Source organism: Paenibacillus sp. 01T431 (assembly GCF_056398625.1).
The window spans coordinates 275,477-298,699 of record NZ_JBFTPT010000006.1 but is presented as its reverse complement, the minus strand read 5'-3'; the positions used below and the strand labels follow the sequence as shown (position 1 = coordinate 298,699).

General features: G+C 45.3%; 26 protein-coding genes. 20 read left to right on the top strand and 6 right to left on the bottom strand.

All coding sequences use genetic code 11. From position 1 onward, the window contains the following. The first annotated feature begins 69 nt into the window (after positions 1–69). Positions 70–792 (top strand): DNA-methyltransferase, encoded by a 723-nt coding sequence (locus AC1DM9_RS13480; protein ID WP_477580392.1) that lies wholly within the window; start codon positions 70–72, stop codon positions 790–792. Between the two features lie 210 nt (positions 793–1,002). On the opposite strand, the gene AC1DM9_RS13475 is transcribed toward AC1DM9_RS13480, so the two are convergent. From AC1DM9_RS13475 to AC1DM9_RS13460, 4 genes are all read right to left on the bottom strand, one after another. Continuing rightward, a complete protein-coding gene (locus AC1DM9_RS13475; protein ID WP_477580390.1) occupies positions 1,003–1,500 on the bottom strand; it encodes a hypothetical protein in 498 nt (165 codons plus the stop codon). A 191-nt stretch (positions 1,501–1,691) separates the two neighbouring features. After that, on the bottom strand, positions 1,692–2,087 hold the full coding sequence (locus AC1DM9_RS13470; RefSeq protein ID WP_477580388.1) for a DUF3888 domain-containing protein: 396 nt from the start codon (positions 2,085–2,087) through the stop codon (positions 1,692–1,694). Between the two features lie 278 nt (positions 2,088–2,365). Continuing rightward, positions 2,366–2,566 (bottom strand): hypothetical protein, encoded by a 201-nt coding sequence (locus tag AC1DM9_RS13465; protein ID WP_477580386.1) that lies wholly within the window; start codon positions 2,564–2,566, stop codon positions 2,366–2,368. Beyond that, positions 2,563–3,441 (bottom strand): ATP-dependent DNA ligase, encoded by an 879-nt coding sequence (locus AC1DM9_RS13460; RefSeq protein WP_477580384.1) that lies wholly within the window; start codon positions 3,439–3,441, stop codon positions 2,563–2,565. The genes AC1DM9_RS13465 and AC1DM9_RS13460 overlap by 4 nt, the downstream gene beginning before the upstream one ends. A 322-nt stretch (positions 3,442–3,763) precedes the next feature. Here AC1DM9_RS13460 and AC1DM9_RS13455 point away from each other — a divergent pair, with 322 nt between their 5' ends. From AC1DM9_RS13455 to coaD, 7 genes are all read left to right on the top strand, one after another. Further along, positions 3,764–4,009 carry a hypothetical protein gene (locus AC1DM9_RS13455; protein WP_477580382.1) on the top strand — a complete coding sequence of 82 codons (246 nt, stop codon included), beginning with the start codon at positions 3,764–3,766 and terminating at the stop codon, positions 4,007–4,009. 56 nt (positions 4,010–4,065) lie between these two features. Then, on the top strand, positions 4,066–4,377 hold the full coding sequence (locus AC1DM9_RS13450) for a YolD-like family protein (protein WP_477580566.1): 312 nt from the start codon (positions 4,066–4,068) through the stop codon (positions 4,375–4,377). 345 nt (positions 4,378–4,722) lie between these two features. Further along, positions 4,723–5,562 (top strand): HNH endonuclease, encoded by an 840-nt coding sequence (locus tag AC1DM9_RS13445; protein ID WP_477580380.1) that lies wholly within the window; start codon positions 4,723–4,725, stop codon positions 5,560–5,562. Then, the gene (locus AC1DM9_RS13440) at positions 5,559–5,957 is read left to right on the top strand and encodes a (deoxy)nucleoside triphosphate pyrophosphohydrolase (RefSeq protein WP_477580378.1); all 399 of its coding nucleotides are present in this window, start codon (positions 5,559–5,561) and stop codon (positions 5,955–5,957) included. The genes AC1DM9_RS13445 and AC1DM9_RS13440 overlap by 4 nt, the downstream gene beginning before the upstream one ends. Positions 5,958–6,088: 131 nt before the next feature. Continuing rightward, on the top strand, positions 6,089–6,289 hold the full coding sequence (locus AC1DM9_RS13435; protein WP_076268324.1) for a hypothetical protein: 201 nt from the start codon (positions 6,089–6,091) through the stop codon (positions 6,287–6,289). Positions 6,290–6,342: 53 nt separating this feature from the next. Beyond that, on the top strand, positions 6,343–6,939 hold the full coding sequence (gene rsmD / locus AC1DM9_RS13430; RefSeq protein WP_441881336.1) for a 16S rRNA (guanine(966)-N(2))-methyltransferase RsmD: 597 nt from the start codon (positions 6,343–6,345) through the stop codon (positions 6,937–6,939). Further along, positions 6,926–7,429 (top strand): pantetheine-phosphate adenylyltransferase, encoded by a 504-nt coding sequence (gene coaD, locus AC1DM9_RS13425; RefSeq protein ID WP_076268326.1) that lies wholly within the window; start codon positions 6,926–6,928, stop codon positions 7,427–7,429. Before rsmD ends, coaD begins: the two co-directional genes overlap by 14 nt. A gap of 39 nt (positions 7,430–7,468) precedes the next feature. Here coaD and AC1DM9_RS13420 read toward each other — a convergent pair whose 3' ends face one another. After that, a complete protein-coding gene (locus tag AC1DM9_RS13420) occupies positions 7,469–8,740 on the bottom strand; it encodes a nucleoside recognition domain-containing protein (protein ID WP_477580375.1) in 1,272 nt (423 codons plus the stop codon). A gap of 208 nt (positions 8,741–8,948) precedes the next feature. Here AC1DM9_RS13420 and AC1DM9_RS13415 point away from each other — a divergent pair, with 208 nt between their 5' ends. Next, positions 8,949–10,004: a YlbL family protein gene (locus tag AC1DM9_RS13415; RefSeq protein WP_477580373.1), complete on the top strand. Its 1,056-nt coding sequence runs from the start codon at positions 8,949–8,951 to the stop codon at positions 10,002–10,004. 20 nt (positions 10,005–10,024) lie between these two features. Here the strand turns inward: AC1DM9_RS13415 and AC1DM9_RS13410 are convergent, their stop codons facing one another. After that, positions 10,025–11,275 (bottom strand): nucleotidyltransferase, encoded by a 1,251-nt coding sequence (locus AC1DM9_RS13410; protein ID WP_477580371.1) that lies wholly within the window; start codon positions 11,273–11,275, stop codon positions 10,025–10,027. A gap of 197 nt (positions 11,276–11,472) precedes the next feature. Between AC1DM9_RS13410 and AC1DM9_RS13405 the strand changes: the two genes are divergently transcribed. The 11 genes from AC1DM9_RS13405 to smc all read left to right on the top strand — a co-directional run bounded on the left by AC1DM9_RS13405 (position 11,473) and on the right by smc (position 23,187). Beyond that, a complete protein-coding gene (locus AC1DM9_RS13405) occupies positions 11,473–11,958 on the top strand; it encodes a YceD family protein (protein ID WP_477580369.1) in 486 nt (161 codons plus the stop codon). A gap of 38 nt (positions 11,959–11,996) precedes the next feature. Beyond that, the gene (rpmF, locus tag AC1DM9_RS13400; RefSeq protein ID WP_006036546.1) at positions 11,997–12,170 is read left to right on the top strand and encodes a 50S ribosomal protein L32; all 174 of its coding nucleotides are present in this window, start codon (positions 11,997–11,999) and stop codon (positions 12,168–12,170) included. A gap of 277 nt (positions 12,171–12,447) precedes the next feature. Then, positions 12,448–13,044, top strand: coding sequence for a transcription factor FapR (gene fapR, locus AC1DM9_RS13395; protein WP_441881325.1), 597 nt, complete (start codon positions 12,448–12,450; stop codon positions 13,042–13,044). After that, on the top strand, positions 13,028–14,017 hold the full coding sequence (gene plsX / locus AC1DM9_RS13390; RefSeq protein WP_430054995.1) for a phosphate acyltransferase PlsX: 990 nt from the start codon (positions 13,028–13,030) through the stop codon (positions 14,015–14,017). Before fapR ends, plsX begins: the two co-directional genes overlap by 17 nt. 9 nt (positions 14,018–14,026) lie before the next feature. Next, positions 14,027–15,013, top strand: a complete 987-nt coding sequence (locus AC1DM9_RS13385) for a beta-ketoacyl-ACP synthase III (RefSeq protein ID WP_076268331.1) — start codon at positions 14,027–14,029, stop codon at positions 15,011–15,013. A 134-nt stretch (positions 15,014–15,147) separates the two neighbouring features. After that, positions 15,148–16,086: an ACP S-malonyltransferase gene (fabD, locus tag AC1DM9_RS13380; protein WP_477580366.1), complete on the top strand. Its 939-nt coding sequence runs from the start codon at positions 15,148–15,150 to the stop codon at positions 16,084–16,086. Between the two features lie 15 nt (positions 16,087–16,101). After that, on the top strand, positions 16,102–16,851 hold the full coding sequence (gene fabG, locus AC1DM9_RS13375) for a 3-oxoacyl-[acyl-carrier-protein] reductase (RefSeq protein WP_076268333.1): 750 nt from the start codon (positions 16,102–16,104) through the stop codon (positions 16,849–16,851). A 91-nt stretch (positions 16,852–16,942) separates the two neighbouring features. Further along, positions 16,943–17,176 (top strand): acyl carrier protein, encoded by a 234-nt coding sequence (locus tag AC1DM9_RS13370; RefSeq protein WP_053375686.1) that lies wholly within the window; start codon positions 16,943–16,945, stop codon positions 17,174–17,176. A 289-nt stretch (positions 17,177–17,465) separates the two neighbouring features. Next, complete coding sequence (gene fabF, locus AC1DM9_RS13365) at positions 17,466–18,707, top strand: beta-ketoacyl-ACP synthase II (protein WP_054029014.1); 1,242 nt, start codon at positions 17,466–17,468, stop codon at positions 18,705–18,707. Beyond that, positions 18,697–19,401 (top strand): ribonuclease III, encoded by a 705-nt coding sequence (rnc, locus tag AC1DM9_RS13360; protein WP_076268334.1) that lies wholly within the window; start codon positions 18,697–18,699, stop codon positions 19,399–19,401. The genes fabF and rnc overlap by 11 nt, the downstream gene beginning before the upstream one ends. Positions 19,402–19,611: 210 nt before the next feature. Then, positions 19,612–23,187, top strand: coding sequence for a chromosome segregation protein SMC (gene smc / locus AC1DM9_RS13355; protein ID WP_477580364.1), 3,576 nt, complete (start codon positions 19,612–19,614; stop codon positions 23,185–23,187). Positions 23,188–23,223: the final 36 nt, after the last annotated feature.

Sequence of the window (23,223 nt, the reverse complement as noted above, 5' to 3'; positions counted from 1 at the left end):
AAACATCAGCATTCGGCTGGTGTTTTTTTTTACCCATAAAAAGAACATACGTTCGATAGGAGAAGAGAAATGATTTATAATATGGATTGTATAGAAGGTTCAAAGAAGTACATTAAAGATGAGAGTATAGATTTGATTGTTACTGACCCGCCTTATAATTTGGGTTTTGGTGGCACGACTCAAACAAAATCAAAAAAACCACGTTTTTCAATTATTGCAAACGATAACTTGTCAGATCGTAACTATCAAAGATTTACTTTTCAATGGCTGCGTGAAGCTCATCGAATCTTAAAGCCAGGGCATCATATTTACGTTTTTATTGATTGGCGTATGTACCCTCAATTGGCATTGTGGATGAGGCGCTGTGGATTTGTTATAAAAAACTGCATTGTTTGGGACAAAGTGCATATGGGAATGGGGCATCAATATCGTTTCCGCCATGAGTTTATTATATTTGCTGTAAAGGGTGACGGTAAGGCAAGAAGGATTCCAACACGATCGACTACAGACATTTGGAGCATTCCAAGGATTTCTGGGAATAAAACCGTTCATCCAACTGAAAAGCCAGCTTTGCTAATGGATGATATTATTTTGAACAGCAGTTTTGAAGGAGAAACAATTGCCGATTTCTTTGTTGGATCGGGTCCAGTTCCTCTGGCTGCTAAGAAATTAAATCGAGATATAATTGGATTCGAAATTGATAAAACATATTTCGATCTCACCAATAATAGATTGAACCAAGAAAATGAAAAAGAGCCCACTAATCATTGTGGTCAAGCCCCAAAATTGTAGACAATGAAAAACGCACTATGAAATGAACTGATAAATGACGAAGTGGCAGACCAAATTCTGGTCTGCCACTTCAATGAATGATTGAACTATCGTTCCCCGTTAGCTTCATAACATAGCGGTTGAACTTAGAAATAATCACTATCACCAAGAGATTTTTAAGGAAGAACCAAATTTTCGCTTCTCTTTTGTCAGGCGAACGCGATCGGATCGTTACTCAAATTTTCTGAATCCATTTTCAAAAATCTGCTGTAGCCTTTGACGGCTACTGCTGACTTCCTTGTTATGCTTCCGAACTTCATTGAATAACTCGAATTTTGCATTGATCCCTTCACTGATCAACATGGATGCGGCCTGTGATCGACTTTGGGAAACACCGACTGACACAAGGTCATCAAGGCGTTGAAGCGTCTCATCGTTTAGACGAACTGTAATGACATTGCTTCGTTTGCCCGTTGCTTTCAATTTTTCAGAGGCGTATTCGTAATATTGGACTCCTTGATCAAGCTGTGATTCGTGAAATGCAAGCCTCTCATCGTTGAGCATGCCTGCTTGGTTAAGTCTTCGAAGCTCATCACGCTGTTCCTGTAATTCGAGTAAAGCCTTTTCGGGGTCTTCATCCTCATCCTCGGCCTTTTCACTACCCCAATTATCAAAAACCTTTTGTTCTTCTTCAGCAACCACCGTTTGATCAATTTTTTCTTCAGCCAACTTTACATTCTCCTTTCAAAAGATTACACGTAACTATATCATTGATGTTATTATCAGATTACATGTAATTATGTAGAATGTCAATAATTACCTGTAGAGGTTTATTGAATTATCCTGCCCATTAGTTTAATAAAAAGAGCAGGCTATCGTAACGCCTGCTCTAAGGTGTGTTATTCAACTAACGTACCCCGTTACCTCAAAAGATCTTGATAATTTGGGGGGAAATCATTCTTATCTGGTCCTCTAACATGTTCAAAATTTTTAAGCTCAACTCCAGCTGGCGAGATTCGATATATAAAAACATCTTCACCGACAGGGATATGAGGTCCAACTGTTGGACGTACATCAAGAGTAATCAAAAAATCAAAACCACGGAAGCCATTAACCCTTTTTATATCCTTCACATCAACAAAATAAGGATAAATATCGGGTGAACCTGGTACAGAAAATACATCCGAATACGCCTCAGCAAGTTTCTCTCTCATATGAGGAAGCAAAAGCAATACGAGCATATCTTGAAGTTGCAATTCTTTTGAGTCCTTAAGTGGCTTCTCATCAACTGCATTACAAAATTGCGTTCCAACCAATGAGAATAGGATTACAAAGCATATTATTGCCCTCAAGAACCTCGACCCTTCCTTTACCTTAATCCACCAAACATAGATTAATTTGTCCAGAAAAGAGAGGTGTATTCATTAACCTAAACTGCCCGTTAGCTTAATGAAGTCTAGTTTAACATTCGGTTGCTCTCTTTTTCTCATAAAAATACACCCCTAAAGTATCATCGGTTTCCCATATGGGTTTTTCCAATGTCTACTATAAGGGGTGCACTTCATTCCGGTTGGTGGGGTGTTTTTGTTTTTGTTTATTTTTCTTCTTTGTCCTCAATATACTCTCTGGCTTTTTCTAAGACATCCGAAATCTGAACTGCATCATGCTCAAGCCAATCAGTTACTTCCTCCGGTCCCATCGTGCCATGCATAACTCTTCCTACAACAAGGTCTAATTCTTTAGAGGCATGATCAATTTCAATGATTATTGTTTCTTGTTCATTTGTTTTTTTCATCCCTCTGCTCCAAAACCAAGCAACTTGGGCTGTCTTAATATACCTGAATCACTAAACTCAAGGGCAGTTACACGACATGGAAAGGGGACTGCCAGCCAAACTACATTAGATTTTTTCATTCCAGCCGAAAGGGTAGGGAATGGGCATTCTCCAGGATGTTGCTCCATAAATTGTTTGAGTACTTTTTTTGATGCTGCATCAATGCCCGAGACATGACCAATATATCTACCCTCGTACCGCAGCACAAGACTAGATACATATCCTGCTTTGAGTTTTATGCCTACGACATCGGCAGTAATTCGAACTTCTTTCCGCTTCTTGAACCAATATTTATGTTTTTTAGCTTCGACATACGGACTGTCCAGCTTCTTAGATATGATTCCTTCCCACTCACGCTTATTTACCCAATCCCAAAGTGCAGGGCCATCGTATACCAAATCCGTTATAAAAACTCGCGGCTGCTTCTCAGGAAATTTTGCAGCAAGCCGAGCGTATCTTTCTTTAAATGGGAGTGACCGGATGTCCTTGCCATCATCATACAGCATATCAAAAGCTACAAATATCATATTCTCATCGTATTTTTTGCGATTTACTCCCACTAGAACCCGCTGGAAGTTAGGTCTACTGCCGTCAAAGTATGCGATCTCGCCATCTAACACACAGGCTCCGATCCGCAGCGGACTTAACAATTCAACAATTTCAGGAAAACGATCGTTTCTAGGTTCAACCCTTTTCGAAAATATCTCTACCCCGCCGTTACCATCCATTCTTACAAGTGTTCGAACACCGTCCCATTTTATTTGGTATCCCCATTCGGGTCCAACAGGTATTTCAGAGGAAGTGATCGGAGCCATTGGGACTTTTGGCAAAGTCATGAGATTCATAAAATCACCTTTTCCTTGATTTTCAATTATGATTGACACATAAGAAAAAATAATTCTAACAACTTGAACAAAGAACGTGTGTTCGTGTATATTATAAGAACAAGTATTCGTATTGGAGTGATGGTCATGATTGAAAAATATATCGGCCAGACAGTACAAATCATCTATAATGACCGAAAAAAGAATATATCAATTCGATCAATTCAGGTATTATCCGTGCGCAATGGAAAGGTCAGAGCCTTTTGCCTAAGTGCAAATGCGCCACGTGTATTTAATGTAGAAAGCATAATTGATGTGGAGTTGATTAAACAGCATGCTTGATGATGCAGCGCGCAAAGTTTTAACAGTCATGTGGAACGTGTACCGTAACGATCCTTCTATAATAGATGTCAATTATTTAAGTCAAAAGGCTCAGCGGACAGAGGAACAGGTGAAAGATGCAATTAACGAACTAGTCAAAGATGGATTTATTTTATGGGATAGAAAAGCTAATACGTTCAAAGTGCTATATAACCGCGAAGCAGCTAAGCCGGTAATGCCCCGAGGATGGATTAAATGAAGAAGGTTAATCGATTAGATCCAGAGAGCAATAAAATGTGGTCTAGTAGCCGCATGATGTTACCTGAGCATGTTGTAGCAATAAATAGGCAGCGTAAAGAATTGGAGGATGTAGACATGGCAAAAGCAAAAGGACCGAAAAGACCAACGAGAGATGAATTTGAGATGGAGGAATTGGGTGAGCGTCTGGTCGAAGCCCAAAAAGAAGAATTGCAAATAAAGCTAATTGTTTGGAACTGGGATCAACCTGTGATTGGAAAAATAACAAAGATGGACTCGCGAACAAAGTCGGTTCATGTAGAAAATCATGGTGATATGATTAAGGTTCCGTTTATGGATATAATGAAGGTACAGTCAGCAGGTAGTTAATTATATTGAAGAAGTTGAAAAGCCCTTATAATTAATAAGGGCTTTTCCTTATCTTTATGTACATTAAACAAGTGTGTAAAAAAAGTGTAAAAAAAAATCAAAACCTATCGTATTCTATCGTATTCTTACGATCTGCAAAACAAAAGAAAACCCGCTAAATCCTTGTTAATCAAGGCTTTAGCGGGTTTATGTAAATCATTAAAATGATCTAGGTAGTTCTTAATGGCGTCCCGGAAGAGATTCAATTCATTTTATTTTTAAGATAACATATGGAATGAGCAGGGATTTTTTAGTGAACTAAGAATTCTAATTAGGTTGGCTATGAAAGAAAAGGGGATATAAGTAATGACATTTAATCACGGTTTGTCACCAGGAATTATTATTAACAATGAACAACTTTGTAATATCTTTAAATGTTCCCCTCAAGGTGGGATGAGAAAATCTAATGTTACAAATACATTAGTAATTGTATCAGACCATACGGATGGATTTTACGATGATCGATGGATAAATGGAGTTTTCCACTATACAGGTATGGGGCGTACTGGGGATCAGAGCCTTACATTTATGCAAAATAGGACTTTGAATGAATCAAATCATAATTCTGTAGAGGTTTATTTATTCGAAGTATTTAAATCTGGTCAGTATACATTCATTGGTCAAGTTTATTTATCTGAAAAGCCTTATGCTGAAGAGCAATTAGATGATAGGAAACAACTACGAAAAGTCTGGGTTTTTCCTGTTAAATTGGTCGATGAAACTCAGCAAGTTAAACTACCTATTGAGACTATAAATGAATTAAGAGATAAGCATGAAAAACAAGCTAAGAAATTAACTGATGCTGAATTAAGGAATAGGGCGCTGAGGGCTGGAAGAGGGAGATCACAAAGGCAAACAACGGTTACAACATATGAGAGAGATGAATTTGTGTCTGAATATGCTAGGAGAAGGGCTAATGGAAAGTGTCAATTATGTGAATTGAATGCTCCATTTAACAAAAAGAATGGAGATCCTTATTTAGAAACTCATCATATTGAGTGGTTATCTCGAGGTGGAGAAGATTCTATACTGAACACTGTTGCATTATGTCCTAACTGTCATAAAAAAATGCACATCGTTGATAATCAAAATGATGTCCAAATACTTAAACAAAAAGCCCAACAATTAGTAGGTGAATTAGTATGAAACAAATTATTGTAGTTGGTGCAGTAATCAAAGATGACATGGGTTATGTACTCGCTGCTTTACGATCTGACAGAATGTCTCTCCCAGGGATGTGGGAGTTCCCAGGTGGAAAAGTAGAATCAGGGGAAGAGAAGAATACAGCTTTAATACGAGAAATACATGAAGAATTAGGCTGTGAAATTCAGGTGCTTGAGGAGATAGCAGATGTCACTCATGAATATGAAGAAATAACAGTTAGGTTGATAACATATTTAGCAATCATTGAATCAGGTATTCCAACAGCAAGGGAACATGAGAGAGTGGAATGGGTACATATAAAGGAATTACCTTCATATAATTGGGCACCGGCAGACATTCCAACAGTCAACAAACTACTTGGTATGATAGATCGTTGATTTTTTTATTTTATAAAACGGGCGACAATTGGGCGACAACTTGTAATTGAAGAAAATCGAGCGAGTGTAAAACCCTTGCTACATAAGGCTTTACACAAAAAATCGGGCGCCCCTTTCGGAGCGCCCTTTTCATGGGAGAGGAGAAACCGGACGAAGAGCTTATGGGGAAACGTAAGTCTTCTCCGCGGTTGTCTACGACATCTTGCGACGCCGATAAATTTATTTTGTCCTTATTACTGGTAAATATACTTGTTCAAAATGAAAAAAATATCGTCGTACAGATATGGGCAAGCGGCGTCCACAATTTTCGAGTTGCAACTGCTTTATTATGAACGGGATTCTATGGTACGATAGGCGGGAATGAGATAGAAGGGGGCAATTGCAAGTGAGAGTCATTGCGGGCGAGGCCAAGGGCCGCACGCTTAAGGCTGTGCCTGGTATGAATACGAGACCGACAACGGATAAGGTTAAGGAAGCTATTTTTAGTATGATCGGACCTTACTTTGACGGAGGAATGGCACTGGATCTGTTCGCAGGTACAGGTGGATTAGGTATTGAGGCTTGGAGCAGAGGCATAGAACGTACTGTTTTTGTTGATCGGGAAAGAATAAGCATTGATACGATCCGTCAAAATGTTGAAACGGCGAAGATGGGAAGCGCTGCTGAAATTTATAAAAATGATGCGGAGCGCGCATTGAAAGCGCTAGCGAAGCGGGAGCAAAAGTTCCGGCTTGTTTTTCTTGACCCGCCATACAAAATGATTACGATGGATAGTCTTATGACACAGCTTGCCCAAAATCAGATGCTTGAGCCGGATGCGATTATCGTAGTCGAGCACGATGCAGCTCACCGTTACCCGGAGAAGCTGGAATATTTTGACCAACTGAAGCATGCGAAATACGGGGATATTGCCGTTTCTATATATCAATATTACAGCGATGACAGTCATCAAGACGGGAGTGAATCCGATGTTAACGAATAAACAAGAGCGCGTTGCTGTATATCCCGGCACGTTTGACCCTGTAACTTATGGCCATTTGGATATTATTCGAAGGTCTGCCAAGCAATTTGATCGGTTAATCGTTGCTGTATTGAACAATTCGAGTAAAAATCCTTTGTTCAGCGTGGAGGAGCGCAAAGCGCTGCTTACAGAAGTGACGCGCGATATTCCAAATGTGGAAATTGACAGTTTCCGGGATTTGCTCGTTCGATTTATGAAAACACGGCAAGCTAATGTCATTATTAGAGGCATTCGTTCAGTAACTGATTTTGAATACGAGCTGCAGCTCGCTTCAACTAATCATTTGCTTGATGATGAAATAGATACGATGTTTATGATGACGAATCCGAAGTATTCCTACTTAAGCTCAAGCATCGTCAAAGAGATCGCACAATTTCACGGCGCAGTGCATGAGCTGGTACCGCCAATTGTGGAGAAGCAGCTAAGAGAGAAATATAACTCGAAAATTTAAATAAATGTTTGAAAAAGCCATTGTTTATCTTATTTTGGATTATATCGATTTACCTGTTCTCCGGAATGGCAGAAGAATGAGGGATACAAACAGTCCCATAAGAGTAAGTAGGATGCAGGCTGATATGGATAACAGCCATAAAAATGGTAAATCATTTGCATTTATGATTTCAGCGACAGTGTGTTGTATAGAGTAAGGATTAGATGGCGCCAACGTTGGCGTTGCTCCAGGTGCGAGTATCGGACGAAGCATTGAAGTGAGCGGCTTCCACAGGATGATCATAAATACACAGGCATGGAGAGCATGAATGATTCTCCATAATGCGAATGGGAGCAGCTTAAGGTCCGTCCCCGTAATGGAGTATCCAGCTTGTAAAATGCCGCTTAGTCCGCTCCATGCAAGCACAGTTGCGATAGCGGCAGCATTTCCGAGCATACCGGCTCCGGGAGCATCCCAGATCGCAGCCGCATAAGCACCCATATGACCTTCAAAAAAAGCCTGGCTAATAAAGTTTAGCCCAGCCTTATCCAGCCAAGGAGAGAGCAGCGGCTCTGATAATTTTGCAAGCACAGCTGCAAAAATCATAAATCCGCCGATCATCATAAGCTTCTGAACGCTTGCTGCAACAGAATCGCCAAGCGCTTTGCCGAAGCTGCGGCCATCCTGCTCTCTTCCGAGGCGAAATGCCTCTGCTGCACGATGAAGGATAGTGCTGCGATGCTCCACGTCATTGGCTGTGGCTGATAGTTTCTGACCTAGTTGATGACCAGGCTGTTCCTGATCTGACCGCTCCTGACCTGGCTTCTCTTTACGGCTGAACAGCGTCATTATAAACATGACCCATAGCGCGGATATCCATACGGCTGCAGCAATAATGGCACCTACAATGGGCTTGTGCAGAAAGCCTGCGCCAATAACGACAAGCATAAATAATGGGTTTGGCATATGAGCGAGGGCTAGCAGCCGCTGGCCCTGTTGTTTTGTCACGACGTTTCTTTTGCGTAAGGAAGCTGTCGCTTCTGCTCCCGCGGGATAACCACCCATCCAACCAAGAACTATCGCAAGCGCGGCTTCACCTGGCAGTTTAAACAGTCTGCTCATCAGCGGCTGGAGCAGAGAGCCTAGCGCATGTGTGAGCCCAAAGGCTGCAATAAGCTCAAACAATACGAGAAACGGCAATAAACCGGGGAATACAATATTCCACCAGACGGTGAGTCCTTGAAGCGAGGCTTGAAACGCAGCATCTGGCTGAATGATGATGGCAACAACGAGCAATATGGACAGGAACGCTAACATAACTGTTTTAGCCAATGCTACTCCACTCCTTTAATCTGCTGCAAAAATAGAAATGATGCGACACGCCGAAAGGCAGGGCTAGGGCATCATGAGATGGACAATCATATACGTTAAATAGTACGCGTATAAAGTCATGGATAGACCATTTGGAGCAGCTTGTCTGCCTCAGAATAGTTAATGCTATATTTGACTTGCAAATTGGAAGTTTGAACGGGGTGTGCGATTGCAAAAACAACGATCAGATTTTCGCAGAATAGCAACGATCGCTGTATCGACAGCGGCTTTGATGTGGGTATTGTTATATGCTCCAACGCCCTATGTTGTTTATGAGCCGGGGATAGCTGTACCTGTTAAACCGATGGTAACGATTGAAAAGGGAGATGCTTTAGGAAAAGGCGACTTTTTGCTGACAGCAGTGAAAATGACGGAGCCTAATTTTTTGCGGACTATTCAATCGATGTGGAATTCGAATATGGATGTGCATCTCAAACGAGATGTGCTGCAAGGATACACAAAAGAAGAGTATGCACAAAGGCTCAGCATCATCATGCAGGGCTCGCAAAACAATGCGATTGAAGCTGCTTATCATTACGCAGGTTTACCCTATGCAAGCAAGCTGAACAGCGTTGTTATTACGGAAGTAAATCCTATCGATCACCCTTTGAAAAGTTCATTCAAAGCAGGAGATAAGCTTTTAAGCATTCATGGCGAAAAACCGCCGAACAGCTTGGCAGATTTGTTTGAGACGCTGAGAGGGTATGATAAGCAGCAAAACGTTTTATTTGATGTGGAGCGCAAAGGGCAGCAACTACAGGTCTCTTACTCATCGGATACATTAAAAACTGTTTCGACTAACGAGCAGCTCTTGAGTGTTCTGGGCATCGTAAACTTGACGGAACAACGCGGCTTGGACCCATCGGATCACAATAACCGCATCAGTATAAAAGTAGGCGATATTGGGGGGCCATCGGCCGGTCTCGTTTTTGCTTTGCAATCCCTGGATCTGCTAACGAACGGTGATTTGTCGGGAGGTCATCGCATTGCGGCGACAGGCACGATTACTCCACTCGGAGAGGTCGGAGCTATCGGTGGAATAAAGCAAAAAGTTGTCATTGCAATCGAGGAAGGCGCGGAGCTGTTTCTTGTTCCTTCTGATAACTATAAGGATGCCGAGGCGAAAGCAAAAGCGCTTAACGCCTCGATGAAGGTGGTCAGCGTTAGTACGCTGAAGGAAGCTGTGGAGCAAGTAAAAGTTTATCTCGCTGGGAACGAAAGGTAATTTTCATTTATTTATTTCGATTAGGAATCGATGGTTACGGGTCTTTCCGTAAAATCACGGAATAACGATTGAGGGGCATGAATGCCCGGTACGCCTAGTGAATAGACACTGCTCGCTTGTGTATCAAGCTCCAAATAACGGAAGGGCTTTGGTGCTCTTGCTGCGCTTTGCAGCACAGGCAATTTGGCACAATTTCGCATGCGTCGCAATAAAAGCTTGCCTTTTTCCGTAAAACCAAGCACTCTTATATATTCAACACCCGAAGCAAGCTTATCCGGTGTGAAATCAGATTTCTGATGTCCAAGCAGAATAGCAAGAAGTGAACGCTGCAGCTTCGTTCTCGTATAGCGCTTCGTTTTTAAAGCTTCTAGCAGGTCATCGAACTGGCGGGAGGGCAGCTTGGGAAGGGCATTCAAAATGCGATGCTCCAATCCTTCTGTCATCTCATGCAGGTTCGAAAGTTCATATGACGAGCGAGTTACAATCGCGTGAAGCAGCGCATTCGTAAAAGGCTCCCAGCTGATCGGGCAACGTCCGCTAGCCCATTCCTGCTGCAAGATTCGCGTTGTGGATTCCGGTACATAAGCGCGCGCTTCCTCAAGAGATCGTTTCTCGAGCAGCAGCTTGCGGATTGCGGTCGCGCTTGCGATTTGGCTGTCGGTTGCGGTTTCTTGATTGTACTGCGCTTTCTCACGAGTGATAGTGTGCGGCTCCATTTTGCCGCCTAGCCGTTTCAGCGCAAGCAAATAATGGAGCGCTAATGTATGATTAGGAAGCGCGAATGGAAAATTAGCGGCAGAGGAATAGCCATGATCCGATAAGTAGGTGGTAATGGCGCTGCTGTACGCGTTCGGATAACTAATTCCCGTTTGAAGCAGCTGCTTCAATAAAGCTTTAAAGGCTGGCGGCTCGTTTGTAATGAGCTCTGCAGCCTGTAGCAGCGGCTCAAGCTCACCGTTTTCCGTTCCGAAGCAGAAGCTTTCAACGACGCCTGTCGCCTCTAATAAGGACACAGCGCCATAGGCGAACCACTCTGCGGCCTGTGTTGCGTAAGCAACCGGCAATTCAATGACAAGATCGCAGCCGCCTTCAAGCGCCATACGTGTTCTAGCCCATTTATCCAGCAGGGCGGGCTCGCCGCGTTGCAGGAAATGGCCGCTCATAACGGCAACGACGGCGTCAGATTGCGTTATTTTGCGCGATTGTTGCAAATGATACAAATGTCCGTTGTGAAATGGATTATACTCGACAATGAGCCCGACGGTGCGCATTCGCTTGATCCTCTCTCTGTTAAATGTTGGTCGTTTCACTATAGCATAGAGAGGGAGCACAATCACGGTCTGCATCAAGTGTTATTGAAAAACCGTGTGAAAATGTTGACAAAACAGTAGTCTGATAGATATAATAATCTTTGTTTGTTTGGGGTGATCTGATGCAGTTTCATATTCAAGAAACAATGTCCAAAGGGTTGAAAACTACAATCGACGAACAGCTCGATGTTAGTGACCTTTTTAAAGGACGCCAAGATGTTTATCGTACGGGACCTCTCCATGTATCGCTTCAGGTAACTGGGCACGAAGAGTTTATCGAAGTGGATGGCAAGCTTGCCATCGATCTCGAGCTTGCCTGCTCACGCTGCCTTGAACCGGTAAAGGATCATACGGTTATTCGATTCTCTGAAGTATTTAAGCGGGCTACGTCTGACGAAGACCGTGATGAGGATATGGAAGAGGAAGAGAGTGATTTCATTGAAGTAAATGCGGACAGACTGGACTTGAAGCCTTATGTGGAAGAAGCACTTCAACTGTTCATGCCTTTTGCACCGCTTTGCAGCAATGATTGTAAAGGTCTCTGTCAGACTTGCGGACAGAACTTAAATGAGCACAAATGCAGCTGCTCCACGGAGAAGGTTGATATCCGTTTTGCAGCGCTAAAGGATCTATTTAAGGAATAAGAGTAGTGCTGATTGAATTTTTGAAGGAGGTGTTAAATATGGCAGTACCTCAGCGTAGAACATCCAAGACTCGCCGTGATAAACGTCGTACGCATTTCAAACTTGCAGTACCGGGCATGGTGAAGTGTGAGCAATGCGGCGAGCTGAAATTGGCTCACCACGTATGCAAAGTTTGTGGATATTACAAAACAAAAGAGATCATTTCTCAATAAGAAATGATGTCTGGGATAGCACTTCATCCATGTGATGAAGTGCTATTTTTTTGCTCATATCGATTCGTGTAACGCTAGGGAATGGATGAAAAAGCAGTTATATTTTTATGCAACATTGCGCTCGAGCGTATTTTTTTATATACTTAATTAGTACCAGGTGATAATATCAAGCAACATACATATACTAATCGTACTGATGCCTCACAAGGCCGCGGAACAGATATAAGATTGTCTATCATTCACTATTTGGTAAAAGGTGGTGCCGAACATCGAACGAATGCCCAAACGGCAGCGGCATCAGCAGCTTGCCCGACACATTGATGAAAATCCTTTTATAACGGATCGGGAACTGACTAGGTTGCTCAAAGTAAGCATCCAGACGATACGCCTTGACCGGATGGAGCTTGGTATACCAGAGCTTAGAGAACGTCTGAAGCTGATGGCAGAACGTTCATACGACTCCGTTCGCTCGCTCGCATTGCACGAGGTGATTGGTGATATTGTCGATTTGGAATTGGACAAGAACGGCATCTCGGTATTCGAGATTCGTGAAGAACATGTATTCTCCAGAACGGGCATTGCACGCGGTCATCACGTATTTGCACAAGCAAATTCACTTGCCGTTGCTATTATAGATGATGAAATTGCACTTACCGTAACAGCGGACATTAGATTCATTCGACCTGTTAAGCTTGGGGAGAAATGTATTGCCAAGGCTTATGTTCGTTCCATTTCGGGCGAGCGAAGCAAGGCGAAGGTAGAGCTGTTCACATATGTCGGAGACGAAATGGTGTTCCAGGGTAACTTTGTTATTTATCGGTCCGCGGGAGACACAGATGCTGAAGGAGGAGACGTACGTGCGGATCGCTATTGATGCTATGGGGGGAGACAACGCCCCTGGCTTAATTGTGCAAGGAGCGCTTGACGCGGCGGCGCAGTGGCCCGATACAGAGCTGCTGCTCGTTGGTGAAACGTCTGTTATTGAACCGCTCATGAAAGGGCAGAAGCCCGCTAATATAACCATTTGCCATGCTGATGAGGTCATTGGTCCAGATGATGAGCCTGTTAAAGCGGTACGCCGCAAAAAAGGAGCATCTATGGTCGTTGCTGGACAGCTCGTTCGTGAAAAGCAGGCAGATGCTATGCTGTCAGCAGGCAATACTGGCGCTTTGATGGCGACTGGACTTCTTGTCGTCGGTCGAATGGATGGAATCGAACGGCCCGCGCTCGCTCCTATGATGCCTACGATGGATGATGTCGGCATTCTTACGCTTGATTTGGGAGCGAATATGGATGCAAAGCCGGAGCATCTGCTGCAATATGCAATTATGGGAAGCATTTATCGTGCAAAGGTTCACGGACTGGAGAAGCCGAGAGTTGGGCTTCTGAACGTGGGAACTGAAGCGATGAAGGGCAATGAGATGGCTAAAGCGGCTTACGCTTTGCTTGAGCAAGCTCCAGTGAATTTTATCGGCAATGTTGAAGCAAGGGATGTTCTAAATCGAAATTGCGATGTCCTTGTTTGCGACGGTTTTGCCGGCAATATTATGTTGAAAGCCATGGAAGGCGCCGCGGGTACGATTTTTGATTCGCTTAAGGACGCTTTCGGTCAAACGCTGTTAACTAAGCTTGCTGCGGCTATCATGCTTCCTAAGCTGCGTGTGCTTAAGAAGAGAATGGACTATAAGGAGCATGGCGGTGCACCTTTGCTTGGACTGAATGGCCTTGTAGTAAAATGCCACGGCTCCTCGGATGCCCTCGCTGTGAAAAATGCCGTAAGACAGGCTCGCAGCGCCATTCAAGGACAATTAATTGAAACAATCGCATCAGAAATCAACGGGAAGTGAGTGTGCGAAATGGGTTTACATCCTGTCGGAATAATTGGTACTGGTAAATACGTGCCAGAACGTATTTTATCGAACAAAGAGCTAGAAGCAATGGTTGAAACAAATGATGAATGGATAGTTACTCGCACAGGCATTAAAGAACGCCGCCTAGCGTCAGCAGAAGAAGCAACATCCGATCTTGCACTGCATGCATCGCGTGAAGCGATTGCTGCTGCTGGCCTTACGGCAGAAGATATCGATCTCATTATAGTTGCTACAATTACGCCTGATATGTTTTTTCCTTCGACTGCCTGCTTGCTTCAAGATAAGCTGGGAGCAAAGCAAGCGGCTGCGTTCGACTTGTCGGCTGCTTGCTCCGGGTTTATATATGGACTAGCGACAGGAACGAGTATGATCGCCAGCGGCATGTACAAGCATGTGCTTGTTGTAGGCGCTGAGACGCTATCGCGAATTACTGATTACACGGATCGCAACACATGCATTTTGTTCGGTGACGGTGCAGGAGCAGTTGTACTTGGACCGGTTGAAGAAGGCCGCGGCTTCCAATCGTTTGTGCTTGGCGCAGACGGAAGCGGTGGAGACTTGCTGAAGGTTCATGGAGGCGGATCACGCGTTCCAGCATCGGAAGAAAGTATCCAGTCGAAGCAGCATTTCATTCATATGGCTGGCAATGATGTATTCAAGTTTGCGGTTAGAATTATGGGCAGCGTGGCTGAAGAGGCTTTGCAGAAAGCTGGCCTAAACAAAGAAGATATTGATCTTCTTATTCCTCATCAAGCGAATATTCGGATTATCCAGTCCGCTTTAAACAGACTAAGCTTGTCGGAAGATAAAGCGATGGTCAATTTGGACAAATACGGTAATATGTCATCGGCATCCATTCCAGTTGCACTGGCTGAAGCCGTTGAGCAGGGTCGTGTCAGTGAAGGAGACCGCCTTGTGCTTGTAGGTTTCGGCGGCGGCTTGACATGGGGAGCTTCCGTTCTGGTATGGTAGTATGAGCGTTGCAGCTTTTTGAAAAAATAAGACGTTATAAGTTTTCCTCTTATGACGAGCTTACATATCACCGCGAAACGAGCTATACTGTCTGATGCAGTTCGAGCCGTATACGTGTGTAAGGGGGAAACGTTATGAGTAAAATAGCATTTGTTTTTCCGGGGCAAGGCGCACAAGCTGTCGGAATGGGCAAGGACGCCTATGATGCGTTTGATCGTTCCCGTGCGATTTTTGAACAAGCGGATGAGGCATTGGGCTTCTCATTAAGCCAGATTATTTTTGAGGGACCAGAAGATATCCTTAAACAAACTGCGAATACACAGCCAGCACTGCTTACCGTTAGCGTTGCGCTATTGGAAGCGCTGGAAGGCCGGGGGCTGAAGCCGGATTATGTTGCTGGACACAGCCTTGGGGAGTATAGCGCGCTTGTCGCTGCTGGAGTCCTATCCTTTGAAGATGCAGTTCGTACTGTCCGTGCTCGCGGTCAATTTATGGAGCAAGCTGTTCCTAGCGGCCAAGGCGCAATGGCAGCAGTGCTCGGCGCTGAACGCGATACGCTCGCAGCGCTTTGTGCGGCAATTACAGCTGAAGGCTCGGCTGTTGAGCTTGCAAATGTGAATTGTCCAGGTCAAATTGTGGTGTCTGGTACTGCAGCAGGTGTTGATGCTGTTGTCCAGCGCGGCAAAGAAGAGGCTGGAGCTAAGCGGGTTATTCCTCTTGAAGTAAGCGGTCCATTCCATTCATCCCTAATGAAGCCTGCAGCTGTAAATCTTCAAACGACATTAGCTGATATAGCGATGAAGGATGCTAATGTTCCTGTTGTGGCGAATGTCACTGCCAATGCGGTAACATCGGCGGATGAGATACGTGGTCTGCTCGTAGAGCAGGTGTATTCACCTGTCCTTTGGGAAGATGGCGTACGTTATTTAGTCGAGCAAGGCGTTGATACATTTGTGGAAATCGGGTCGGGAACGGTGCTTGCCGGCCTGATCAAAAAAGTCGACAAAAATCTACGTGTCATCTCGATTAACAGCATCAGTGCGCTTGAAGCGCTGCAGGTGAATGAACAATAGGATGGAGGGGATTCGATGTTTGCTAGCTTGGAAGGAAAAAAAGCACTCGTAACAGGTGCATCGCGAGGTATTGGCAGATCGATTGCTATTGCCCTCGCCGAGGCAGGCGCGGATGTTGCCATTAACTACTCAGGCAGCGAAGCGGCAGCAGCTGAAACGGCGCAAGCTGTAGAAGCACTCGGTAGACGCGCTATTGTAATAAAAGCTAATGTTGGCAAAGTAGATGAATTTGAAGCGATGGTCAAGGAAGTCATCGAGCAATTCGGAGCGGTTGACATATTAGTGAATAATGCGGGCATTACAAGAGATAATTTAATCATGCGTATGAAGGAAGACGAGTTTGACCAAGTCATTGAAACCAACTTAAAAGGGGTTTTCAATGGCATTAAAGCGGTCACTCGCTCTATGATGAAACAACGCTCCGGCCGAATCATCAACATTTCTTCTGTTGTTGGTGTGCTCGGAAACCCTGGGCAGGCTAACTATGTCGCAGCCAAAGCTGGTGTCATTGGTCTTACTAAGGCTAGTGCCCGCGAGCTTGCGTCACGCGGCATTACAGTTAACTGTGTAGCCCCAGGATTTATTCAAACCGAAATGACGGACAAGCTGCCGGAAGAAATGCGCCAATCTTTATCTGGCCAAATTCCGCTTGCCCGTCTCGGTGATCCGAGCGACATCGCAAACGCAGTCCGTTTTCTTGCTTCGGATGCTTCAGCCTATATGACTGGACAGACGATTCATGTGGACGGCGGCATGTATATGTAACACCAGATAATTCAGCAATAATGAATTAAAACGGTTACGTATGGCATTTTATCTTTAATTCTCGTATAATACCATGGAGGAGGTGAACCGGATGTCCGAAGTAGTAGATCGCGTAAAACGTATCGTCATCGACCGACTAGGCGTAGACGAAGCGGAAGTTACACTTGAAGCTTCATTTAAAGATGACCTCGGCGCTGACTCTCTTGATGTCGTTGAATTGGTCATGGAGCTAGAAGACGAGTTTGATATGGAAATTTCTGATGAAGATGCTGAGACAATCACCACTGTGGGAGAAGTAGTTAAATACATACAATCTCATACGTAAGAAGGACAAGTCCCGTTTTTAATAAACGGGACTTCTCTCCATCTAGGCAGTTTCCTGCATTACACTTAAGCAAGCAAGGCAGCTTTTATATAAAGAAGCGTGAATGGCTTTATGTGCATCTCATTTATACCTCCTTATATTTCAAGCGTAAAGGTTTCGCCGTTTGGTACGGCTAGGCTTGTATTTACGGAGAAATATAAGCAGGGTATACGCAATATAGCAACATTGACCGATTAACAAAGGTGACGCAGCTTGCGCATCAAATTTGCTGGACATAGAGGTGAATCGAATGAAACAAAGAGTTGTTGTTACGGGTATGGGGGTTATTACCTCACTCGGTTCCGATTTGGAAGAGTTCTGGGGTAACTTGCTGGACGGAAAATCAGGTGTATCGGTTGTTGAAGCTTTCGATTTCTCTGAGTATCCAACGCGCATTGCCGCAGAAGTTAAAAATTTCAATCCCGAAGATTACGGTTTAGATAAAAAAGAAGCACGCAGAATGGATCGTTTCGTACAATTTGCTGCTGTAGCTAGTCAATTGGCAGTTAAAGATGCTGATTTGCAAATTGGTACAAATGCAGACCCTGAGCGTGTTGGCGTTATGGTCGGTTCCGGTATCGGCGGACTCGGCACTTGGGAAGACCAGCACAATATTTTGCTGGAGAAAGGCCCTAAGCGCGTCAGCCCTTTCTTTATTCCGATGATGATCGCGAACATGGCGTCTGGACAAGTATCCATGCTTACTGGTGCGAAGGGTCCAAATAGTACGGCAGTAACCGCTTGTGCTACGGGCACTCATTCCATCGGCGATTCTTTCAAATTGATTCAACGCGGCGACGCTGACGTGATGATTGCTGGCGGAGCAGAAGCGACGATCAGACCGACTGGCATGGCAGGCTTCTGCTCGATGCGTGCGATGTCCGTTCGCAATGAAGAGCCTGAAAAAGCAAGTCGTCCGTTCGATGTTGACCGTGATGGTTTCGTAATGGGCGAAGGCGCTGGTGTACTCGTGCTTGAATCCCTTGAGCATGCGCAGGCACGCGGTGCAAAAATTTATGCTGAGGTTATTGGCTACGGTATGAGCGGTGACGCTCATCACATGACTGAGCCAGATCCAGATGGTGCAGCTCGCTGCATGGTGAAAGCATTCAAGGATGCTGGAATTGATCCTTCTGAGATCGACTATATCAATGCGCACGGCACTTCGACACCTGTCGGTGATCGCTCAGAGACAAAAGCGATCAAAAAAGCGCTCGGCGACCATGCTTATAAAGTAGCGGTCAGCTCAACGAAATCGATGACAGGTCATTTGCTAGGTGCTGCTGGCGGCGTTGAAGCCGTAATTCTCGGCTTGACTATCAAAAGCGGCATCATCGCTCCGACTATTAATTTAGACAATCAAGACCCGGAGTGCGATCTTGATTATGTACCTAATAAACCGCGTGAAGCGAATGTAAGGATAGCATTGTCCAACTCATTTGGCTTCGGCGGTCACAACGCATCGATCGTGATGAAAGTTTATGAAGCGTGATTCCTTCTATGAGCTGCAGCAGCGGCTGCAGCTCAGTTTTAAGCGGACAAAGCTGCTGAGGCAAGCTTTCACTCATACTTCTTATGTAAATGAACACAAGCGCGGGTCAGCTCAGGATAATGAGCGTTTGGAATTTTTGGGAGATGCGGTGCTTCAATTACTCGTTTCTGAGTATTTGTTCGCAACGTATCCGCAGCGGCCTGAGGGCGAGCTCACGAGAATGCGTGCATCAATCGTCTGCGAGCCATCTTTAGCCCAATTTGCTGAACGCTTGGAGCTCGGTTCGCATGTGCTTCTCGGACGCGGTGAAGAGCAGCTAGGCGGTCGGCAAAGGCAAGCTTTGCTAGCTGATTTGTTCGAGTCGTTTGTCGGTGCCATTTTCCTTGACGCAGGAATTGAGGAAACGAGAGCTTTTCTTAATGAGCATATGTTTCCTTTTGTTGAGTCAAACGACTATGGTCTTCTTGTTAAAGACTCCAAGTCGAAGCTGCAGGAACGATCGCAGCATCATGGGCTTGGTGCAGTGGAATACCGAATCATTGAAGAACGTGGACCTGCGCATGACCGTGAATTTGTCGTTGAAGTATATCTCGGTGAAGAGCGTTTTGGCGTCGGCAGCGGGAGGACGAAGAAGGAAGCGGAGCAGCGTGCTGCAGCTGAAGCATGGCGCACGCTATCGCAGGAACAAGGCTAATCAGCATAGAGAGTTTCCGGAAGGTCTTCTGACCTGCCGGGCGCTCTCTTTTTTTATGAACGTTTATTATGTAGCCCTGATAAAAAGGAAGAGCGGTTTAACCAGCTGAAATAAGGTGATAAACGCAGCATTTGGTTGCTTTTAGTAGCTTAAATGGTTATCAAGGCCCATAAGATGTGGTACAATGAGGGGTGAGGTGAAAACCAAGACATGTTTCTGAAACGGATTGAATTATCAGGCTTTAAGTCTTTCGCTGATCGGACCGAAATGGAGTTTGTAACCGGTATTACTGCGGTTGTAGGGCCGAACGGCAGCGGAAAAAGCAACATCTCGGACGGCATACGCTGGGTGCTCGGTGAGCAAAGCGCAAAGAGCCTCCGCGGCGGCAAGATGGAAGATATTATTTTTGCCGGAAGCGATGCTAGGAAAGCTGTCAACTACAGCGAGGTATCCCTTACTCTTGATAACTCGGATGGGGCATTGCCGCTCGAGTATAACGAGGTAACAGTGACACGGCGTGTACATCGCAGCGGAGATAGCGAATATTTAATAAACAAGCAGCCATGCAGGCTAAAAGATATTACCGAGCTATTCATGGATACCGGTATCGGTAAAGAAGCTTATTCCATCATTGGACAAGGCCGAATTGAAGAAATTTTAAGCACGCGCTCGGAGGATCGTCGCGGAATATTTGAAGAAGCCTCCGGCATCGTCAAATACAAGTCGCGTAAGCGCGAAGCGCAGAGAAAGCTTGATGAAACCGAGCAAAATCTGCTTCGCATTCATGATCTGGTGACAGAGCTTGAAGATCAGGTTGGCCCGCTTCGCAAGCAATCGGAGAAAGCCATTCACTTCAAAGCGCTCAAGGAACAGCTGAAAACGAAGGAAATCTCTATGTACGTACATAACATCGAACAGATTCATGGTTCATGGACGGAGGCAAACGGCAAGCTTGAGCGTTTGCAGCAGGAGCAGCTTCAGCTATCTACGGTTGTCAGCAAACATGATGCACATTTGGAGAAGGATCGTCAGCAGCTGCGGGAGCTTGAGCTTGAGCTTGATCAGCTTCATGAAGCGATGCTGCAAATTAGTGAGGATTTCGAGAAATGTGAAGGATACGGCGAGGTACTGAAGGAACGCAAGCGCAACTTGGAGCAAAATAAACGTCAGCTTGAAGAGTCAATCGCTGCACAGGACGCTCGCATTGTCACAATGACGCAGGAAGAAGCGGAATTTCGCAGCCGCGCAGCTGCGTTGCAGCTGCAGCTAGCAGATCTGCGCTCAAAAATAGCCGATGAAGAAGCGCGTCTCGTAGGCGTTGCAGGCGGAGCAGTCGTTGATGCGGAAGAAACACTCAAAAGCGAGCTATTGGAAGTGCTCAGCTCGATGGCGCAGCACCGCAACGAAATTCGTTATGCTTCGCAGCAGCAAGAAGCATTGCAGCGGCGGATGGAGCGAATTAGCGAGGATGAGAGCAAATGGTTGGAGCAGCAGGAAAAATTGGACGAGAGACGCTCTGCACTTGCGGCTGCGCTTGAATCAACACTGGCGCGACTAGAACAGGCAAGAAACAAAACGCTTACGGAATCTGAACAAACGAGAAAGATTTCTCAAAGTTTGGAAGAGATCACTTTAGCTATGCGAAAGTGGGAGCAGAAGCTCGACAGCCATGTTTCTAGGCGCGATACCATGAAAGAAATGCAGGATGCGCTTGATGGCTTTATGCAGGGCGTAAAGGAAGTTCTCAAAGCTTCCAGACGCGGCAATAGTGGAATCAGCGGTGTTCATGGCGCGGTTGCGGAGCTTGTTCGTGTTCCTGAACGCATTGAGACTGCCGTTGAGACTGCACTGGGCGGGGCCTTGCAGCATGTGGTCATGGAGGATGAGAAAACGGCTCGCGCAGCTATCGCATTCTTGAAGCAGCGTCAGCTAGGACGAGCTACCTTCCTGCCGCTCGATGTCATACGTGGCAGACAAGTTCCTGAGCATGACAAACGTATAGCCGAATCCATTGAGGGCTTCGTAGGCGTTGCTGCTGATTTGGTAAGCTCGGATGACCGCTATTCAGCGATTGTGAACAGTTTGCTTGGCAATGTTTTGCTAGCAGAAACGCTGGAGCAAGCCAACCGGATTGCATCGAAATGTCAATATCGATACCGCGTCGTCACGCTTGAAGGTGATATTGTCAATGCTGGCGGTTCAATGACGGGGGGCAGCTTGCAGAAGAAAGGCGCTAGCCTGCTTGGTCGTCAACGACAAATCGACTCGCTTGATCAAGAGATTGCAGATGCTCGCAAGATGGTAGAGCAGCTTCGTAATAAGCTAAGCGATTTGCGCAAAGAACATTCTATTCGCACCCACAATATTGAGGAGCTGCGTGCAGAAGGCGAGAAAAGCCGCATTGAAGAGCAGCAAATAAGAGCTGAGCTTCAGCAGCTTCACAATGAGGCGAAGCATCTCGACGAGCAGCGTCAGCTGTATTCAGCAGATCGGAACACTCATTTGTCCGAGCAGAAAGATGTTCAGGCAGCAGCCAAAGCTGCAGAGCTCCGTTTAGAACAGCTGGTTGTAGATGAAGCGAGGCTGCAGGAAGCGATTCGTATGGCAGAAGAGCGGCGTAAAGCTAGCGAATTTGCGAAGGAAGAGCTGCAAGGCCAGCTTACCGATATTAAGATCGCTGCCGCGAAGACTGATCAAGAAAAATTATCGTTCGAAGATCAATCAGCGAGAGTACGAGCGGAAATTGGTCGAGTGAAGCAAGAGCTTGGAAGCTTGCGCTCCTTGTCCGTTCAGCAAGAGGAAGAAATCGCAAGGCATGCCGATGAAACGGTACAGCAGATTGAACAGCTCAATCACCTGCGTTTGAAGAAGCAGGAATGTGCAGAGCAAACGGATTTCAAACGATCAGCACGCGCTAAGCGTATTGCTGAGCTCGATTTGGGCGAAAGTGAAACGAAGGAGCAGCGCGGACAACTTCGGACGGTTGAAGAGCAGATGAGGCAGACCGAAATTGCGGCTAACCGTCTAGACGTTGAGCTTGATAACTTGCTTCGGAAGCTCAGTGAGGAATATGAGCTTAGCTATGAGCTCGCTAAGGAGCAGTACCCTATACCTGAGGATGTTCTCGGTACACAAAATGAGGTTAGAGACGTTAAACGTCAGATAACCGCTCTAGGCGAAGTGAACTTAGGCGCGATCGAGGAGTATGAGCGTGTCAGCGAACGTTTTGAGTTTTTGTCCGAGCAGAAGGATGATTTGATCGACGCAAAAACGACGTTGTACCAGGTCATTCGCGAGATGGACGATGAGATGTCCAAACGATTCAAAGCGACGTTTGAAGCGATTCGCAGTCATTTTGTTATCGTATTCGCGAAGCTGTTCGGTGGTGGCCGAGCTGATCTTGTGCTCGTTGAGCCAGATCGTGTTCTTGATACAGGAATCGACATTGTCGCTCAGCCGCCAGGCAAAAAACTTCAAAATCTACAGCTGCTCTCTGGTGGAGAAAGAGCTTTGACCGCAATCGCTTTGTTATTTGCGATTTTACAGGTGAAACCCGTTCCGTTCTGCGTGCTTGATGAGGTTGAAGCTGCGCTTGATGAGGCAAACGTATCACGCTTTGCTCAATATTTGCGTGAGTTTTCAGAGCTTACGCAGTTTATCGTCGTTACTCATCGTAAAGGCACGATGGAGGAAGCGGATGTGCTATATGGTGTTACGATGGAGGAAGGCGGCGTATCGAAGCTCGTTTCTGTACGCTTAGAGGATGAAGAGCCGGTATCCGCATAACTTATAGAAAAAACGGCAACGTGAGGATGGGGAGTT

Excerpts from the sequence above, each read along its gene's own strand:
- AC1DM9_RS13385 (WP_076268331.1), top strand. The coding sequence starts at position 14,027 with ATGGGTTTACATCCTGTCGGAATAATTGGTACTGGTAAATACGTGCCA.
- fabF (WP_054029014.1), top strand. The coding sequence starts at position 17,466 with ATGAAACAAAGAGTTGTTGTTACGGGTATGGGGGTTATTACCTCACTC.
- AC1DM9_RS13450 (WP_477580566.1), top strand. The coding sequence starts at position 4,066 with ATGTTACCTGAGCATGTTGTAGCAATAAATAGGCAGCGTAAAGAATTG.
- AC1DM9_RS13460 (WP_477580384.1), bottom strand. The coding sequence starts at position 3,441 with ATGACTTTGCCAAAAGTCCCAATGGCTCCGATCACTTCCTCTGAAATA.
- AC1DM9_RS13445 (WP_477580380.1), top strand. The coding sequence starts at position 4,723 with ATGACATTTAATCACGGTTTGTCACCAGGAATTATTATTAACAATGAA.
- fabG (WP_076268333.1), top strand. The coding sequence starts at position 16,102 with ATGTTTGCTAGCTTGGAAGGAAAAAAAGCACTCGTAACAGGTGCATCG.
- fabD (WP_477580366.1), top strand. The coding sequence starts at position 15,148 with ATGAGTAAAATAGCATTTGTTTTTCCGGGGCAAGGCGCACAAGCTGTC.
- coaD (WP_076268326.1), top strand. The coding sequence starts at position 6,926 with ATGTTAACGAATAAACAAGAGCGCGTTGCTGTATATCCCGGCACGTTT.
- fapR (WP_441881325.1), top strand. The coding sequence starts at position 12,448 with ATGCCCAAACGGCAGCGGCATCAGCAGCTTGCCCGACACATTGATGAA.
- AC1DM9_RS13435 (WP_076268324.1), top strand. The coding sequence starts at position 6,089 with ATGGGAGAGGAGAAACCGGACGAAGAGCTTATGGGGAAACGTAAGTCT.
- rnc (WP_076268334.1), top strand. The coding sequence starts at position 18,697 with ATGAAGCGTGATTCCTTCTATGAGCTGCAGCAGCGGCTGCAGCTCAGT.
- AC1DM9_RS13410 (WP_477580371.1), bottom strand. The coding sequence starts at position 11,275 with ATGCGCACCGTCGGGCTCATTGTCGAGTATAATCCATTTCACAACGGA.
- AC1DM9_RS13370 (WP_053375686.1), top strand. The coding sequence starts at position 16,943 with ATGTCCGAAGTAGTAGATCGCGTAAAACGTATCGTCATCGACCGACTA.
- rpmF (WP_006036546.1), top strand. The coding sequence starts at position 11,997 with ATGGCAGTACCTCAGCGTAGAACATCCAAGACTCGCCGTGATAAACGT.
- smc (WP_477580364.1), top strand. The coding sequence starts at position 19,612 with ATGTTTCTGAAACGGATTGAATTATCAGGCTTTAAGTCTTTCGCTGAT.
- AC1DM9_RS13480 (WP_477580392.1), top strand. The coding sequence starts at position 70 with ATGATTTATAATATGGATTGTATAGAAGGTTCAAAGAAGTACATTAAA.
- AC1DM9_RS13455 (WP_477580382.1), top strand. The coding sequence starts at position 3,764 with ATGCTTGATGATGCAGCGCGCAAAGTTTTAACAGTCATGTGGAACGTG.
- AC1DM9_RS13465 (WP_477580386.1), bottom strand. The coding sequence starts at position 2,566 with ATGAAAAAAACAAATGAACAAGAAACAATAATCATTGAAATTGATCAT.
- AC1DM9_RS13440 (WP_477580378.1), top strand. The coding sequence starts at position 5,559 with ATGAAACAAATTATTGTAGTTGGTGCAGTAATCAAAGATGACATGGGT.